This window comes from Chroococcidiopsis sp. CCNUC1 (assembly GCF_023546805.1).
Classification (GTDB): Bacteria; Cyanobacteriota; Cyanobacteriia; order Cyanobacteriales; family Chroococcidiopsidaceae; genus Chroococcidiopsis; species Chroococcidiopsis thermalis.
On record NZ_CP097480.1, the window covers coordinates 1,654,575 to 1,668,333 of the forward strand.

Sequence of the window (13,759 nt, forward strand, 5' to 3'; positions counted from 1 at the left end):
AAAACAGTTATTCAAACTAGCTGATGACAGGTGAACGGTTTAAAAAAAGGAGATTGGAATTATGACTAGCAGCGACAAATACAGAAGGGAAATCATGGGCGATCTAGCGCAAGGTAACACGGAAAACCTTGACGCATATCCCTCAAATAATCCAGAACAAGAGTACGAGAACTTTGACGATTTCGCTCAAAGATCGTCATACGATCAGCGCCGCCAAATGTTCGGTAACTCTTTACAGCACGAGCGCATTCCTCCAGCGCAAATGGAGCCAGAATTGCAAAAAGCGATCGCCCAAATTAAACCCAACGAACGGGATGATGTGGCGCGGGCTTTCTTCAAGCATTTAAGTAAGAAAGGACTACACGATCGTGATTTAGAAAGACAACTGGGACTCTCTACCCACAATCCCAACCGTATGAGTGCTGATGATGTGAGCAAATTGGCTGCTTATGCATATCACAACCATCCAGACATCTTCCAAGAAGTCATGGCGGAACAACCAGCTATTATCAAGTTCCTTAGCAATCCCCTAGTAGCAGCCGTATTGGGTATCGCTGCGGCTAAGTGGCTAGGTAGTCATCGGAAATAACATTTAGGCATAGAGATTGTATTGTGGTGCAATACATCATGTAGGGGCGCACGGCTGTGCGCCCCTACCACAACTTGTATCTCTACATAGGTGAAAGCGACATCTGAACTACTAGTTTTTCCCAGACTTTAATTGTCGATCGCAGAGGTTGAACTATGAATTGCATCACCCGGTCTACCGTAGAATGAAACATTCTTAATCTGTGTTTGTTACACTCATATCCTGCTCGTTCGCTGCGATCGCGAAAAATATAAATGTCTTTCCCATCAGAATATAGACATTCATATTCTGGGTTCTCATCAAAATTTGAATAATATTTTATACACGTACAAGCTTTATCAATTTTGCCTACAGATAGTCTAAATATTAGCCTTATTGTATTTTTGACATAAGCTATATAATGATTGAGAATGCGGTTGAGATTCTGTCGCTCTTGGGGGAAAGATTTCACCTTTTCGTGTAAAAGCAATAGATGTAAATTTGCTGCGAGTGTAAAAGCTCCCAATCCTAGTAGCCCTAAACTTTGTGCTTGTTGAACTAAATCTTTAAGTGCCTCATTTAAATCGCTTTGTAGAGATATTTCACAGCAATTTGCTATAGATGAAAACGCTTGAATAAAATAGTTATCGAGTAGTTCTTTCAGTAGCTCGGTTTGGGCTTCAAGTGTTGCGATCGCCTCCAAATCTGCTGGCTGTCTGACAATCGTACTAATATCATTAATAGTATTGTTTGTAAGTTTTTGATAATCTAGTTCTTGAAAGATAAACTGAAGCTGCTTCAAATCCTTTTGTTCTTCTACCAAAGCATCTGTAGTTTTCTCTAGAACCGATTGCCATGTAATTGCGAAAACATCAGTGGAATGAGGCTCGGAAGAACTATGCTCGCCAAAGTAAGTAGAGCGATCGCTTGGCGTAACGTTGGCAAAATCTGGCGGTGGCATTTTACTAACTTCTACTTCCAGAGGATCGCCAATAGACACGATCTTGACATCTTGCATGATGTCTCCAACCAACTGTCGCTGCTTAGGACTGAGTTTTTGCCAACTACTACCCCAAAGCTTAGCAACTTTCTGATTTTGGATGTCGCGCTCGTTTCCTGAGGTCATAAGAAAACTCATAAGTCAAAATGTATAGAAGCAGCTTAGTCAAGTTAAACGGCGTTGCGCTCGACTATTACAATTTTTGAGAGGTAAGTCAACTCGATCTGTCAGAATTCTTCCAATCGGAGCGTTTGTGTTGGTTAAACTTTGCTGTTAAGCTAGTTGACATTAGAAGGAATGCAACTAAGCAATAAAATAACTCTGAAAAATTCAAAGTTTACAGCTATGAGAATAGATATGCTTAAAGTAGTATATCTACTGAGGTAAAAAATGACTGTACGATAGCGGACGTAGACTCGCACAATCTCAACAGTGAATGAAGCGGCGAATTGATTGGGATTGCGTGTTAAATATTGTGTGTTAAACGTATCAAGCGATCGAACTCATTTTTGACGACTTTGTAACACTCACAGGCACTAGATTGCAGCAGTTGGCGATCGACTATAGCAATTTTGCCCCGAGAATATCGAATCATTCCCGCTTGTTGTAAAGCTGTAGCCGCTACAGTCACTCCAGAACGGCGGATACCTAACATTTGAGCGATAAATTCTTGAGTCAGTAACAATTGCTCGGACTCAATTCGATCTTCAATTGATAGCAACCACCGCGCCAAGCGCTGCTCTACAGTGTGGCGGCTGTTACAAGCAGCTGTTTGAGCTACTTGAGTAAACAAAGCTTGGGTATAGAGCAGTATGAGCCGGTGTAGCACTCCGTGGCGATCGAATTCGGCTTTGAGGCGATCGGCTGTTATTCCGATCGCCTCACCAGGAATCTGCACGATCGCCTGAGTTGTGACGCTGCCACCTCCCCAGCAGACTGGTAAACCCACCATACCATCTCTTCCCACTACACCAACTTCTATTGTCGCTCCGTCCTCCATCAGCGATACCATAGACACTAAAGCCTGAGTGGGAAAATAAACGTATTCGATTAGCTCGTTAATTTCATGCAAAATCTGCCGATGAGATAAGCAGACAACTTCTAAGTGAGGTTGTAGGCGTTGGTATTCCTCCGTTGGTAAAGCAGCCAGCAAGTGATTTTTGCGATAAAGCTCGTTAGCTTCAGAATCCGACACGTAAAGCTTCCTCCATCGATTTAATTGAAAATAATTGGGGTTTAACCTGCTTCGATCGCGCAAGATAAGTTTTGACATCACTCCAGCATTAGTTTCGAGGATGTCGGTACTGTCATCTATCGAGCGTCGCAGGAAAATTAAAATGAGGGGAAAATCAAAATATTTGAGCTATTTACTACTAGCTTGCTTCTACCAAGAAATAGCATTGACATAGTAGCCAATATCGAATATGAAGAATGAAGATCTCGTATTGAATTGGAGCGATAAATCGATAATATTTTGACTTCATGCAATTGGAGTTACAGGCATAGCTCAGCTTTTCACTTCAAAATCGTACACAAAGCTGACAAAAACCAAAGTACGATAACGTACATACACGGCTTGTTATACTAATTTTGTAGGTATTCTTAAGTAGGAGTTAAGATTTACTTCTCGGTGAGAAATATAATGAGGAAAAACACTGCCCTGTCCTGTGCCATACCTTTTCCTGATAAAAAACACATGGCTAAGGACATCTGCCAATGAGTGGATCTGAACTCGATCGAAAAGTTAATCAAAAGGATCTAAACAATCGCTTACTATCTGCTTTATCTCAAGAAGCCTATTGCAGCCTCCAATCTCATCTCGAAATTGTTTCTTTGGCATTCAAGCAGGTTTTGTTTCAGCCACAAGAGCGAATACCTTATGTCTATTTTCCAACGAGTTGTTTAGTTTCCCTCTTAACCGTTATGACAGACGGTACTGCCGTAGAGGTAGGTGTTGTAGGTAACGATGGCATGGCAGGGATTCCCTTATTTTTGGGAACCGACATATCTAACTTTAAGGCGATCGTTCAAATTCCAGGGGAAGCAATACGGCTGAGAGCCGATGTCTTCAAGCAAGCGATCGCTCAAGTCGATACTCTATCGCTCTGGATACAACGGTATATCAATCTGCTCCTAATCCAAATTGCTCAAACATCTGCTTGTAACAGCCGCCATCCCGTCGAACAACGATGCTGTCGCTGGTTGCTGATGATGCACGATAGTGCCAGAGACGATAAATTTGAATTGACCCAAGAGTTTTTAGCTCAAATGCTTTGCGTGCGCCGCGCTAGCGTGACAGAGGTGGCATTAAAACTGCAAAAAATAGGGTTACTTCAATATAATCGCGGTAAGATGACAATTTGCGATCGCCAAGGTTTAGAGGCGACAGCGTGCGAGTGTTACGGTTTGCTACGAGCAGAACGCGATCGCTTGTTTGGCTGATCGTTCGCAGTTGCGATTCCATCCTAAACGATTAAAAAATAGAAGAAACCCGCACGGGCGGGTTTTCTTAACCTTAGTTTTCTTAACCTGAGCTTTGTTCAAATTCGTGCCAGCTCGTGTTAAATAGTTTTGCGATCGCTGAGTCTTAGGATCGGATGTTAAAACTATCTACTAATTACCACCAGATACGGTAGACTTATCGTGTACTGCGGGATCTTCTGGTTTCTGATGCCACTGACCATCTTCCCCTTGTTCGTATTCTTGGCTAACGCTGTTCCAAGCAACGTTCGTTGCAGCGTCTTCACTCATCCCATCTGACTGTGCGGCATTAAATGCGGCTAAAAAGATCTGCTGTCCGTGTTGGGGTAACTTTTCGGTAATTTCTGCCGGTAATTCTTCTACATTGTTGTAAGCCACGATCTATTTTCCCTTACTTTCATTATTAGTTCAATCCTAGATAGGAAATAGAGAGGCTTCCTCTTTCCACAAGCATAAATACAACAGCAGGTAGTTTTTTCAATCGAGTATTCTAAATTACCACACTAATTATCTAAAAGTATTTTTTCGATTGATAAAGCTTAAGCGAAAGAACAAGAGCTTTTCCAAGCGAGACGGAGTAAGGAACGATATTCTTTCTCGCTGACTGTGTAAGCCCCAAATCTTGCTAAGTGAGGGTTCATCATTTGAGCGTCGAAGAAAACAAAGTGGCGATCGCGCAATCTTTCAACTAACCTCACCATTGCGACTTTAGAAGCTTCGGGGATGTGATAAAACATTGACTCACCGATAAAAGCACCACCAATCGCAATTCCTAAAATTCCTCCTGCTAATTCATCTCCTTGCCAAGTTTCAAAACTATAAGCATAACCAGATTGATAGAGCAACCAGTAAATTTCTTTTAATTGAGAGGAAATCCAAGTTGTTTGGCGGTTAGCACATCCAGCTACCACAGCTTTGAAATCGCGATTAATGGCAACAGTAAAACGGTTAGAGTTTAAAACTCGCCGTAAAGACTTAGGATAATGAAATCTTTCATCCAAGGGAATGAAAGTGCGATCGCTGCAAGAATACCAACTCAAATTTTCACCTGTCTCGTCAGCCATCAGGAAATAGCCTTGGGCATATCCCTCTACGATTGCAGACACGTCATATTTGGTCATTGGTCATTGGTGAGTGGATAGTGAAAGCGTGGCTAGTGACAAGAATTGAGTCCAGCCACTAGCCACTAGTCACTAATAACTGATAACTGATACTTTTGATTCTGAACCGAAAATATAGAATAATATACTAAATTCTCTTACCCTAGCCCCAGCCCCTAGCTCCTCACCCCTAGCTCCTCACCCCTAGCTCCTCACCCCTAGTTATGGCTGAACCAATTCCGCCAGTCACATTGCCACCAGCTAAAGATCCTCTACAAGAGGGGGAATGGTTGCGAGCAGCCCTGCAACAATGGCTCGATACAGAATTTCTGCCAGAGCCAGCTAATCAACAAATATCTCGTCGCGCTGCTCAAATCTTCGTCCGGCAGCGAATGGAGGGAGAGAACGATCTAGGTTCACTAGCGATCGCGATCGTCACAGAAATGCAAGAATTTGATTTTTCTAAAAGCTTTTACAGCGAATTTGCTGTTGCTAATGCAGTCAGCGATCTGCTCCTAGATAGCTTGGGCATCGATCGCTGTTGCGGTCAATAAAACCTACCAGCTCGACTTAACGACTCCTGGTAATAGCCCTTCGTGCGCCCACTCTCTCAACACGTTCCGAGACAGCCCAAAGTCTCTGTAATACCCTCTAGGACGACCCGTAACCCAGCAACGATTGTGGAGGCGGGTGCGAGAGCTACTGCGGGGTAAGCGTTGAATTTGCCGATGGATTTCTAGTTTCTCGACTTGAGATTCGGCGTTGTGAAAATCCTCAAGTAATGCCTCACGTTTGTCAGCATACTTTGCAACTATCTTTTGGCGCTTTTTCTCGCGCTCGATCATGCTCTTTTTAGCCATAAATGCTGAAAGCTATTGTTCCCTAAAGACACCGTTTTCCATTGTATCTCATCAGTTATCAGTTATCAGTTATCAGTTATCAGTGGCTAGTGGCTAGTGGCTAGTGGGGTGTAGGGTGTGGAGATTGTAAATTTCTTTCTCCCTCAGCTGGGCGACTCTCCCCCAGTTCCCTTGTCTCCCCCCTCTCCCTTGTCTCCCTCACTCCTCACTCCTCACTCAAAACACTAGGGGGAGTCTCGTCTAATAACGGCAGATCGGCTGAGGGACACAAATCGGAGAGCAAACATGCCTGACATGCAGGATTGCGTGCTTTGCAAATAGCTCGTCCGTGATAAATAATCCGAATTGAAAAGTTTTCCCAGTCATCTGAGGGGAGCAACCGAATCAAATCGCGCTCGATGTGAATGGGATCTGTATTTTTCGTCAATCCTAAACGATAGCTCAAGCGTTTGACGTGGGTATCTACCGTGACTCCAGCATTAATCCCAAAGGCATGAGCCAGCACCACATTTGCCGTTTTTCGCGCCACTCCTGGCAAGCGTAAAAGCTGTTCCATGCTGGGAGGGACTTGTCCTCCATATTCCGCTACCAAGATCCGGCAGGCGGCTTGAATGTTCTTAGCTTTGTTGCGATAGAACCCTGTCGAACGGATGAGATTTTCAATCTCAACTGGTTCCGCCTTAGCTAGTGCTTCAGCATCGGGAAACTGCCCGAATAAAGCAGGTGTGACTAAGTTCACGCGCTCGTCCGTACACTGAGCTGAAAGTATAGTTGCAACCAGAAGCTGAACATGTGTTGCATAATTGAGCGTACAAGGGGCATTGGGGTACAGCCGCTTCAGGCGCACTAGAATTTCCAATGCCCGTTGTTTTTTCGATGCCCACTTCCGAGTTATGTTCACTGAAAGAACTTTTGCACCCAAGGTAGGTTAGCAGTATCGCGCACGATCAGGAAAATTCCCAATCCTAACAATAGCATTAGCCCTGTTTGCATTACGCCGTCTTGAATGCGAGTCGGTAGGGGCTTACCGCGCAGTCCTTCCACAAATAAGAACGCCAATTGACCACCATCTAGAGCTGGTAGAGGCAAGATGTTGATGATAGCAAGGTTGATGCTGATTAAAGCGGCAAATTGAAGTAAATTAGCTGGATTCGATTGGGCAATATTTGCGCCAAACTCTACAATTTTGACTGGTCCTGCAACTTGGTTGGCAGTTTGGCTGAAGTTACTAATCAGTTGGACGAATCCCTGACCCGTGAGAACGACAATTTTTTGGAATTCGTTTGCTCCCACGTTGAAAGCTTGCAGAATATTCGCAGCACGGCGAGTTTCTAGTTTACCGTTGGGGTTGAGTTGAACGCCGATCCGTCCTTGACCTTCAGGGCTGCGTTCTGGCGTAATAGTTAAATCTAGAGTTCGATCGCCCCGTTGAAGTTGTAGTTCTAAAGGTTGGTTGGGATGCGTTGCGATCGTCTGCTTGACGTATTCCAAAGTCCCGGGAACAGCCTCTAATCGCTTTCCCTCGATTGCTAAAATTACATCTCCTGGTTGAATGCCCGCCTTAGCAGCCACAGAACTCACATCTGTAGCCACCACAGGGACGAGTACCCCAGGTTCGGGGACGAATTTTTGCACGCCTACAGTTCCTACTTGAGTCACCAAAAGCAAGTAGGCAAAAATTAAGTTGGCAATTACCCCAGCACTAATGACAATTGCGCGATCGAGAATCGGGCGATTGCGCAAAAGATTGGGGTCATTAGGAGGAATCGTACTATCGGGATCGTCGTCAGGAAATCCCACGAAACCACCCAAGGGAAAAGCACGAACCGCGTATTCGGTTTCCGGTCCCTGATATTTCCACAAAATCGGTCCAAAGCCCAAGGAAAAACGATTGACATGAATACCCTGTGACCGTGCGGCTATAAAATGTCCTAGCTCGTGTACCAAAATTAAAACGGCTAAGACTGCGATCGCTGCCAAAACTGACATAGAATCAATTCTCGATAAATTTAGCTACATATTTCTTCATTGTAATGAGTGGTGCGTGGTAATTAGTGAATAGTGACTAGTGGCTAGTGGTTAGATTCTTCAAGACACTAGCCACTGATAACTGGTCACCGATCGCTGGTCACCGATCGCTGTTCCCTCACCTCTCCCCAATGACTTCTCGCCTTAAGTAAGGTTGCAACACCTCTGGTACTTTTACCGTGCCATCTGGCTGCTGGTAATTTTCTAAAATTGCTGCCATTGTCCGACCTACAGCTAAGCCAGAGCCGTTGAGAGTGTGGACGTACTGGGTTCCTTTTTTGCCTGCTTCCTTAAACCGAATGCTCCCCCTGCGAGCTTGAAAATCCATGCAATTAGAACAACTGGAGATTTCTCGATATTTTTCTGATGAGGGTAGCCATACTTCTAAGTCATAGGTTTTTGTAGACGAAAAGCCAAGATCGCCTGTACACAGTTCTAGAACTCTATAAGGCAGTTGTAATGCCTGTAAGATCGCTTCTGCGTCGTGCAATAGTTTTTGATGCTCTTGTTCCGAGGTGTCGGGATGGACGAATTTGTATAATTCGACTTTGTTAAATTGGTGTAGTCGAATCAGTCCCCGTGTATCTCTACCATAGCTACCAGCTTCGCGGCGAAAGCAAGGCGTATAAGCACAGTGATTAATTGGCAAATCTTCTGCTGCTAAAATTTCCCCTCGATAGAAATTAGTAATTGGAACTTCAGCTGTGGGACTGAGCCACAGATCGTCATTGGCGCACTTAAAGCTTTCTTCAGCAAATTTGGGTAGTTGACCGGAGGCTGTGAGGGATTGAGAATTAATCAAAAAGGGTGGGATAATTTCTACATAACCTGCGGCGGTTTGGCGATCGAGCATGAATTGAATTAACGCTCTTTCCAACTGCGCCCCAATACCAATTAAACTGACAAAACGGCTTTGAGCTATTTTTGTCGATCGCTCGAAATTGAGCAGACCTAGCTTTTCACCAATTTCCCAATGGGGCAGAATGTTCGCGTTTTGGGGCAGATACTCATCGCCCCAACGCCGCACTTCAATGTTTTCTGTTTCGTTTTTGCCAATCGGAGTAGAATCGCTTGGTAAGTTAGGAATTGTTAGCAAGAAAGTTTCGATTTGTTCTTTTAGCTCTCTTTCTTGCGGTTCGAGTTCGCTCAACCGAGTTTTGATCGTGTTGCCTTCTTCTCGCAAATCTTGCACTTCTGGAGAGTCAGGACTGCTACCAGATTTAATTTTTTGTCCGACGAGTTTACCAATTTCGTTACTACGGGCTTGGAGTTGCGATCGCGCTTGTTCTAAGTCCCGCTGTTGACGGTCTAACTCCAACAATGGTTGCAAGTCATAGTCGCCACGACGCTGCAACCGTTCTTGCACGGTTTGGGGATTTTCTCTAATTTGCTTAATATCCAGCACGGATCTGTTTAGCTTCTTCTAGTTCTGGTTACAACACTATCACGAGCGGTCATTGGTCATTGGTCATTTGTTGTTGGTTGACAGTTGTTGCTCCTGTGTTCCCAACTCCCGTACGGGCGGTTTGGAAACCCGCCCCTACCAACCTCCGTAGGGGCGGGTTTATCCCCAGAATTCTCTGTTCTAGTACAGGTACGTTCTAAAAACCCGCCCCTACACGACTTCCTTAACTCCGATTAATCCGATTGAGTAGCCATAAAGCGCTGGATAATCCCAGAAAGTGAGCAAAAATGGTGTTCGTGTTTGCTTGCACTGCTAATATGTCCAATCCGCCAATAATCCGATTGGGATCGAATATTCCGGTTGCGATCGCCTGGGGTGATATGGCTCTAGCAAATAGAGTCCCAATAATCGCATAAGCTCCAAACAGGCTCAAGAGCATTCCTACCAAGTTAACGACTAAAGCAAATTTGATCACTTGAATCGTATAAACTTTGCGCGGACGGTTAGCAGGATTAGATGACCGAAGTTGTCTGCCTAGTCTGGTGTATCGAAAAGCACAGTAGACGCTCATGCCAAGGGCAATCAAGCCGCAGACAGCGAGAAAAATACCAAATCCAGTCCCAGGATTGTTACTAGGACTACCAGTTCGCTGACTGAATACGGCAAATAGCAATAAAACTATGGCAGAAACAACACCCAAAACGATCTGCGACCAGAAGCCAATCCAACCAGTCAGCCGAAACTGGTTAGCAATGGATTCAAGCGATGCCGGAGGAGGCTTCGTACCCGACTTATCAAACATATTTATCTCCAGTTTGGATTTATTAAACAGATACTTATCACTCTTAAAATAGAATTCATAATTCGTAACTTGTAATAATTCTTACATCCAAAATCCTCAAACCCTACTCCACAGCCCTTCCTGTAAGAGATCTTGTCGCGTTAGGTCAGACAAGAAGCAAAAATGTAATGAATTTTGAATGAAGTTTAGCAGACAACTTATGGTTCTGCGTTTAAAATTGCCTCAACCGCATTCCGGTGCGATCGGCGAAGTTTTGCAGAGCGATCGCGGCTGAGTGTGAGAAACAAGGATTTCGTCAGAGATGATTGTCAAAAGTGCTGTTTTTTGTGATTTATGGATGAGAAGTAAACTAAAGCTATGAGAATTGAGGATATTTATCAGTTTTTCCAAAATCCTCCTCCGACCTATTTGAGCCAAGAACTTGCAGTATGTTACGTGCTGTCAGTTTTGTTAAAAGGAGAATCCTACGGCACGGAACTGATTCAAAAGCTGGAGAGCGAATACCCTAATTATCGCCTTTCCGATACAGTCCTATATAGCGCACTTAAGTTCCTGGAAGATGAAAAGGCAATTCTCGGCTACTGGAAGAAGGTTGAGGGAAGAGGGCGACCGCGACGGATGTATCAGATAAGCCCAGAATGGCAAGTACAGGCGCAGGAGTTATCTCGACTGTGGCAAGAGTATATTAGTAAGGTGGTACGCTAATGGCTGATCGATCGTGCAAAAATCGATTGTGAAAAAGTCGAACAGGCGCTGTTCAAACGCAAGATAGCTATGACTCCGATTCTCTCATCGACCCTACTGCTGACTTTATTGCTGTCAGTGGGGCTATTTTTCTTCATTCGAGCCTCTACTAAAGACCGAACGCAAACGCTCCATCTGGTGTCCGCACAGCCAGAAGCTTCGTTGATGGCGCAACTACAACAGTATTTGCGCTCGCGTTCCTACACTGTGTCCGAGGTGGATGCTGAGAAAAATTCTGTTACGTTTGAGGGAGTTATCCGACCGAGCTTGTTTCTAGCTGTGTTTCTCTCAATCCTTGCCACGGTGGGAATTCTTTGCCTGATCTTGGTTTGGTCGTTACTATTTCCAAACTGGACGGCGGCTTTCTCGCTCCTGATTTTGCTAGCTCCAACAGCAGGTATTTTCTATTGGAAAAAAGCAGCCAGGAAAGAACGGGTATCTCTTAAATTAGAGGCAAATACGGGCGATCGCATCTCGCCACAAAGCCTACTCACAGTCACCGCTCATCGGGATGAGTTAATTCAATTGCAGCGATCGCTGAATTTGAAGCCAGCAGAGTAAGGAGATCGAAATCTGGAATTCGCGTAGCCTTGCGTGTAGCAATATTTTAGGGGAAGTATATACTTCCCCTAAATTTCATCTTTGCTTTGCTAAACGCGACTCACTCGCATTTGACTAAAACGCTAATGATTTCAAAATCTCCAATACCTAACTTTTGGTTGTCATTTAGCTTCGGCAACGCCTTAGGCTACCTGTGTGCGGCAACGAGTTCCTTTTCAGGAGGATTTTCTAGTACCCGTAGACTAGGGAACAAGAAATGATTCTCTTCTACATACTGCGCCCCAAACAAACCTTTTTCTGCCCAGAAGTAGCGATCTGTAGTGTGCTCGTTTCGCTTAACCAGCAGCAATGCAGGCGGAGCAATTCCCTCCGCTTGAATAAACTTCCGAGCAGCAGTCACGGGTTTATCTTCGCCACTTTCAATGCTATATTGAGGCACATGCTCGAGGATGCGACGTCCTTCCTGGCGACGACGACTTTTGCGCTTGCGTCTTCTTGCCAACCTGTCTCCCTCCTTTTTTTAACCAGAAAATTGTATTTATATTTACAAAATCCGTCGTCAGTATATCGATTTGAGTTAGAAAAATCAACTTATGTTAAGCGTTTGCAACAAAAAACCCGCTAATGTTGAAAATATGATTAATAAAACGACACAAGCGATCGCAGTCAATTAAGATTCTTAATCCACTTACAATTCAGTTATCAGTTGTCAGTTATCAACGACTTGTGACTCGTGACTTGTCTTGCTCCCCCAGCTCTCTTCCCCCGACTCCCAAATTCTTGCCGTAGCCCTTCGTAATGCCTGCCAGTGCTGAGTTTATTTCATTGTGTCGCTCTCAAGTTGCCTTGCTAACCCAAGGAATGGGGGCGGCTTTGAGCGTGGTATATCTGACGGAAAGATTAGTAGAGGAAGGAACAGCACAGGAGAAGCTGATCCCTGTCGTAGCCTATCCAGAGTCAGCAGTGAGGTGGCAGGGACTAGAGTTAAATAGTGCAGCACTTCCTGCTACAACAAGTCGCCTTCAGCCACCGCGATTGCAAGCAAAAGCCACTGCAAAAAATATAGATACTGTATCTTTGCCGGAACTACCGACCGAGGCAAATGTAGCTGAACCGCCAGAAACGGCAGATAAAGCGCTAGTACCGAGCCAACAGATTGTTTTACCACTGCTTAATGAAGGAGTGTTAATTGGACTACTCGTGACTAGTCGGGAGGATAGAGCATGGAACGAGCGAGAACGGCATGAAATCGAACGAGTGGCGCAAACGCTAGCGTTGGCAAGACTTTTAGATCGGCGACGAGAGCGATCGGAGCAGCAGCTCAGCCAGCAAAAGCAACTACAAGCCCAGCAGCGAGAGTTATTAGATAACTTACTGCACCAGTTTCGCAACCCACTGACGGCGTTGCGGACGTTCGGCAAATTGCTGCTCAAGCGCCTGCTGCCTGGAGATGCAAACCGAGCTGTGGCAGACAATATCGTGAGAGAAAGCGATCGCTTGCAAGAATTGCTGCAACAATTCGATCGAGTCATCGACATGACAGAGGAAGATTTAGAACCAACCAAATCCCTTCCTCCAGCCACAGAGGTGCGATCGGCAATACCTATACTCAATACCCCTTTACCACTGCTGCCCAATCGCGAAGGCACTCAGAGCGAGATTTGCACGATTGAGGACGTGCTAAAACCCTTGCTAGCTTCTGCTTGGGCGATCGCTCAAGAACGCAACTTAGAGCTGCTTGCAGATCTGCCACCAAATTTACCAGCAGTGCGCGCTCATCTAAGAGAATTGCGTGAGGTATTAAGCAATTTGCTTGACAATGCGATTAAATATACTCCGCCTGGAGGCAAAATTTACGTCCAAGCAGGATTAGAGCGAGACAACTTCCAGGGCATCGCCATTAGCGACACGGGGGTAGGTATCCCCCCGCAAGATAAGGAGCGAATTTTCGATCGCCACTACCGAGGTAGACAAGCAGATTCAGATATTCCTGGTACGGGTTTGGGACTAGCAATTGCTAAGGCACTGATCGAACAAATGCAAGGCACGATTGAAGTTTTTAGTCCTGCTTTGTGGCATCCCACCCCAGAAAGTAGCGGGGGAACTACGTTTATTGTTTGGTTAATGGTAATGGGTAATGGGTAGTTAGTAGTTGGTAGTTGGTAGTTGGTTGTAGCTCCTAGTCTCCTCTGCTCCTTACTCGATCGCTC

The 13,759-nt window shown here is 44.9% G+C and carries 16 protein-coding genes; 6 read left to right on the top strand and 10 right to left on the bottom strand.

The features are described 5' to 3' along the window. Positions 1-61 precede the first annotated feature (61 nt). Positions 62-589 (top strand): hypothetical protein, encoded by a 528-nt coding sequence (locus tag M5J74_RS07770; protein WP_015153561.1) that lies wholly within the window; start codon positions 62-64, stop codon positions 587-589. Between the two features lie 82 nt (positions 590-671). Here M5J74_RS07770 and M5J74_RS07775 read toward each other — a convergent pair whose 3' ends face one another. Together M5J74_RS07775 and M5J74_RS07780 are read right to left on the bottom strand one after the other, a co-directional pair. Further along, positions 672-1,706 carry a hypothetical protein gene (locus M5J74_RS07775; protein WP_250016220.1) on the bottom strand — a complete coding sequence of 345 codons (1,035 nt, stop codon included), beginning with the start codon at positions 1,704-1,706 and terminating at the stop codon, positions 672-674. Between the two features lie 328 nt (positions 1,707-2,034). After that, complete coding sequence (locus tag M5J74_RS07780) at positions 2,035-2,763, bottom strand: Crp/Fnr family transcriptional regulator (protein ID WP_015153563.1); 729 nt, start codon at positions 2,761-2,763, stop codon at positions 2,035-2,037. Between the two features lie 521 nt (positions 2,764-3,284). Here M5J74_RS07780 and M5J74_RS07785 point away from each other — a divergent pair. Further along, positions 3,285-4,010: a Crp/Fnr family transcriptional regulator gene (locus M5J74_RS07785; RefSeq protein WP_015153564.1), complete on the top strand. Its 726-nt coding sequence runs from the start codon at positions 3,285-3,287 to the stop codon at positions 4,008-4,010. Between the two features lie 171 nt (positions 4,011-4,181). Here the strand turns inward: M5J74_RS07785 and M5J74_RS07790 are convergent, their stop codons facing one another. Together M5J74_RS07790 and aat are read right to left on the bottom strand one after the other, a co-directional pair. Then, entirely contained in the window at positions 4,182-4,427 is a 246-nt protein-coding gene (locus tag M5J74_RS07790) for a ChaB family protein (RefSeq protein ID WP_015153565.1), read from the bottom strand. A 161-nt stretch (positions 4,428-4,588) separates the two neighbouring features. After that, positions 4,589-5,170: a leucyl/phenylalanyl-tRNA--protein transferase gene (gene aat / locus M5J74_RS07795; protein WP_015153566.1), complete on the bottom strand. Its 582-nt coding sequence runs from the start codon at positions 5,168-5,170 to the stop codon at positions 4,589-4,591. Positions 5,171-5,373: 203 nt separating this feature from the next. On the opposite strand from aat, the gene M5J74_RS07800 reads away from it, so the two are divergent. After that, the gene (locus M5J74_RS07800; RefSeq protein ID WP_015153567.1) at positions 5,374-5,703 is read left to right on the top strand and encodes a hypothetical protein; all 330 of its coding nucleotides are present in this window, start codon (positions 5,374-5,376) and stop codon (positions 5,701-5,703) included. Between the two features lie 3 nt (positions 5,704-5,706). Here M5J74_RS07800 and rpsN read toward each other — a convergent pair whose 3' ends face one another. The 5 genes from rpsN to M5J74_RS07825 all read right to left on the bottom strand — a co-directional run bounded on the left by rpsN (position 5,707) and on the right by M5J74_RS07825 (position 10,244). Continuing rightward, the gene (rpsN, locus tag M5J74_RS07805) at positions 5,707-6,009 is read right to left on the bottom strand and encodes a 30S ribosomal protein S14 (protein ID WP_015153568.1); all 303 of its coding nucleotides are present in this window, start codon (positions 6,007-6,009) and stop codon (positions 5,707-5,709) included. Positions 6,010-6,214: 205 nt separating this feature from the next. Continuing rightward, positions 6,215-6,910 carry an endonuclease III gene (gene nth, locus M5J74_RS07810; RefSeq protein WP_250016221.1) on the bottom strand — a complete coding sequence of 232 codons (696 nt, stop codon included), beginning with the start codon at positions 6,908-6,910 and terminating at the stop codon, positions 6,215-6,217. Continuing rightward, complete coding sequence (gene rseP / locus M5J74_RS07815) at positions 6,907-7,998, bottom strand: RIP metalloprotease RseP (RefSeq protein ID WP_015153570.1); 1,092 nt, start codon at positions 7,996-7,998, stop codon at positions 6,907-6,909. Before rseP ends, nth begins: the two co-directional genes overlap by 4 nt. A gap of 157 nt (positions 7,999-8,155) precedes the next feature. After that, the gene (serS, locus tag M5J74_RS07820; protein ID WP_250016222.1) at positions 8,156-9,442 is read right to left on the bottom strand and encodes a serine--tRNA ligase; all 1,287 of its coding nucleotides are present in this window, start codon (positions 9,440-9,442) and stop codon (positions 8,156-8,158) included. A gap of 223 nt (positions 9,443-9,665) precedes the next feature. Further along, positions 9,666-10,244: a DUF3611 family protein gene (locus M5J74_RS07825; protein ID WP_015153572.1), complete on the bottom strand. Its 579-nt coding sequence runs from the start codon at positions 10,242-10,244 to the stop codon at positions 9,666-9,668. Between the two features lie 357 nt (positions 10,245-10,601). Between M5J74_RS07825 and M5J74_RS07830 the strand changes: the two genes are divergently transcribed. Together M5J74_RS07830 and M5J74_RS07835 are read left to right on the top strand one after the other, a co-directional pair. After that, positions 10,602-10,949, top strand: a complete 348-nt coding sequence (locus M5J74_RS07830) for a PadR family transcriptional regulator (RefSeq protein WP_015153573.1) — start codon at positions 10,602-10,604, stop codon at positions 10,947-10,949. A gap of 69 nt (positions 10,950-11,018) precedes the next feature. Continuing rightward, positions 11,019-11,549: a cofactor assembly of complex C subunit B gene (locus M5J74_RS07835; RefSeq protein WP_015153574.1), complete on the top strand. Its 531-nt coding sequence runs from the start codon at positions 11,019-11,021 to the stop codon at positions 11,547-11,549. Between the two features lie 187 nt (positions 11,550-11,736). On the opposite strand, the gene M5J74_RS07840 is transcribed toward M5J74_RS07835, so the two are convergent. Continuing rightward, positions 11,737-12,051, bottom strand: a complete 315-nt coding sequence (locus tag M5J74_RS07840) for a DUF3155 domain-containing protein (RefSeq protein WP_015153575.1) — start codon at positions 12,049-12,051, stop codon at positions 11,737-11,739. Between the two features lie 296 nt (positions 12,052-12,347). On the opposite strand from M5J74_RS07840, the gene M5J74_RS07845 reads away from it, so the two are divergent. After that, the gene (locus tag M5J74_RS07845; protein ID WP_106217712.1) at positions 12,348-13,694 is read left to right on the top strand and encodes a sensor histidine kinase; all 1,347 of its coding nucleotides are present in this window, start codon (positions 12,348-12,350) and stop codon (positions 13,692-13,694) included. Positions 13,695-13,759 lie beyond the last annotated feature (65 nt).

What these genes read in the sequence shown, in the direction of transcription:
- M5J74_RS07785 (WP_015153564.1), top strand. Translation starts at nt 3,285, where the DNA reads ATGAGTGGATCTGAACTCGATCGAAAAGTTAATCAAAAGGATCTAAAC.
- M5J74_RS07800 (WP_015153567.1), top strand. Translation starts at nt 5,374, where the DNA reads ATGGCTGAACCAATTCCGCCAGTCACATTGCCACCAGCTAAAGATCCT.
- M5J74_RS07770 (WP_015153561.1), top strand. Translation starts at nt 62, where the DNA reads ATGACTAGCAGCGACAAATACAGAAGGGAAATCATGGGCGATCTAGCG.
- M5J74_RS07775 (WP_250016220.1), bottom strand. Translation starts at nt 1,706, where the DNA reads ATGAGTTTTCTTATGACCTCAGGAAACGAGCGCGACATCCAAAATCAG.
- M5J74_RS07825 (WP_015153572.1), bottom strand. Translation starts at nt 10,244, where the DNA reads ATGTTTGATAAGTCGGGTACGAAGCCTCCTCCGGCATCGCTTGAATCC.
- M5J74_RS07845 (WP_106217712.1), top strand. Translation starts at nt 12,348, where the DNA reads ATGCCTGCCAGTGCTGAGTTTATTTCATTGTGTCGCTCTCAAGTTGCC.
- aat (WP_015153566.1), bottom strand. Translation starts at nt 5,170, where the DNA reads ATGACCAAATATGACGTGTCTGCAATCGTAGAGGGATATGCCCAAGGC.
- rseP (WP_015153570.1), bottom strand. Translation starts at nt 7,998, where the DNA reads ATGTCAGTTTTGGCAGCGATCGCAGTCTTAGCCGTTTTAATTTTGGTA.
- rpsN (WP_015153568.1), bottom strand. Translation starts at nt 6,009, where the DNA reads ATGGCTAAAAAGAGCATGATCGAGCGCGAGAAAAAGCGCCAAAAGATA.
- M5J74_RS07835 (WP_015153574.1), top strand. Translation starts at nt 11,019, where the DNA reads ATGACTCCGATTCTCTCATCGACCCTACTGCTGACTTTATTGCTGTCA.
- M5J74_RS07830 (WP_015153573.1), top strand. Translation starts at nt 10,602, where the DNA reads ATGAGAATTGAGGATATTTATCAGTTTTTCCAAAATCCTCCTCCGACC.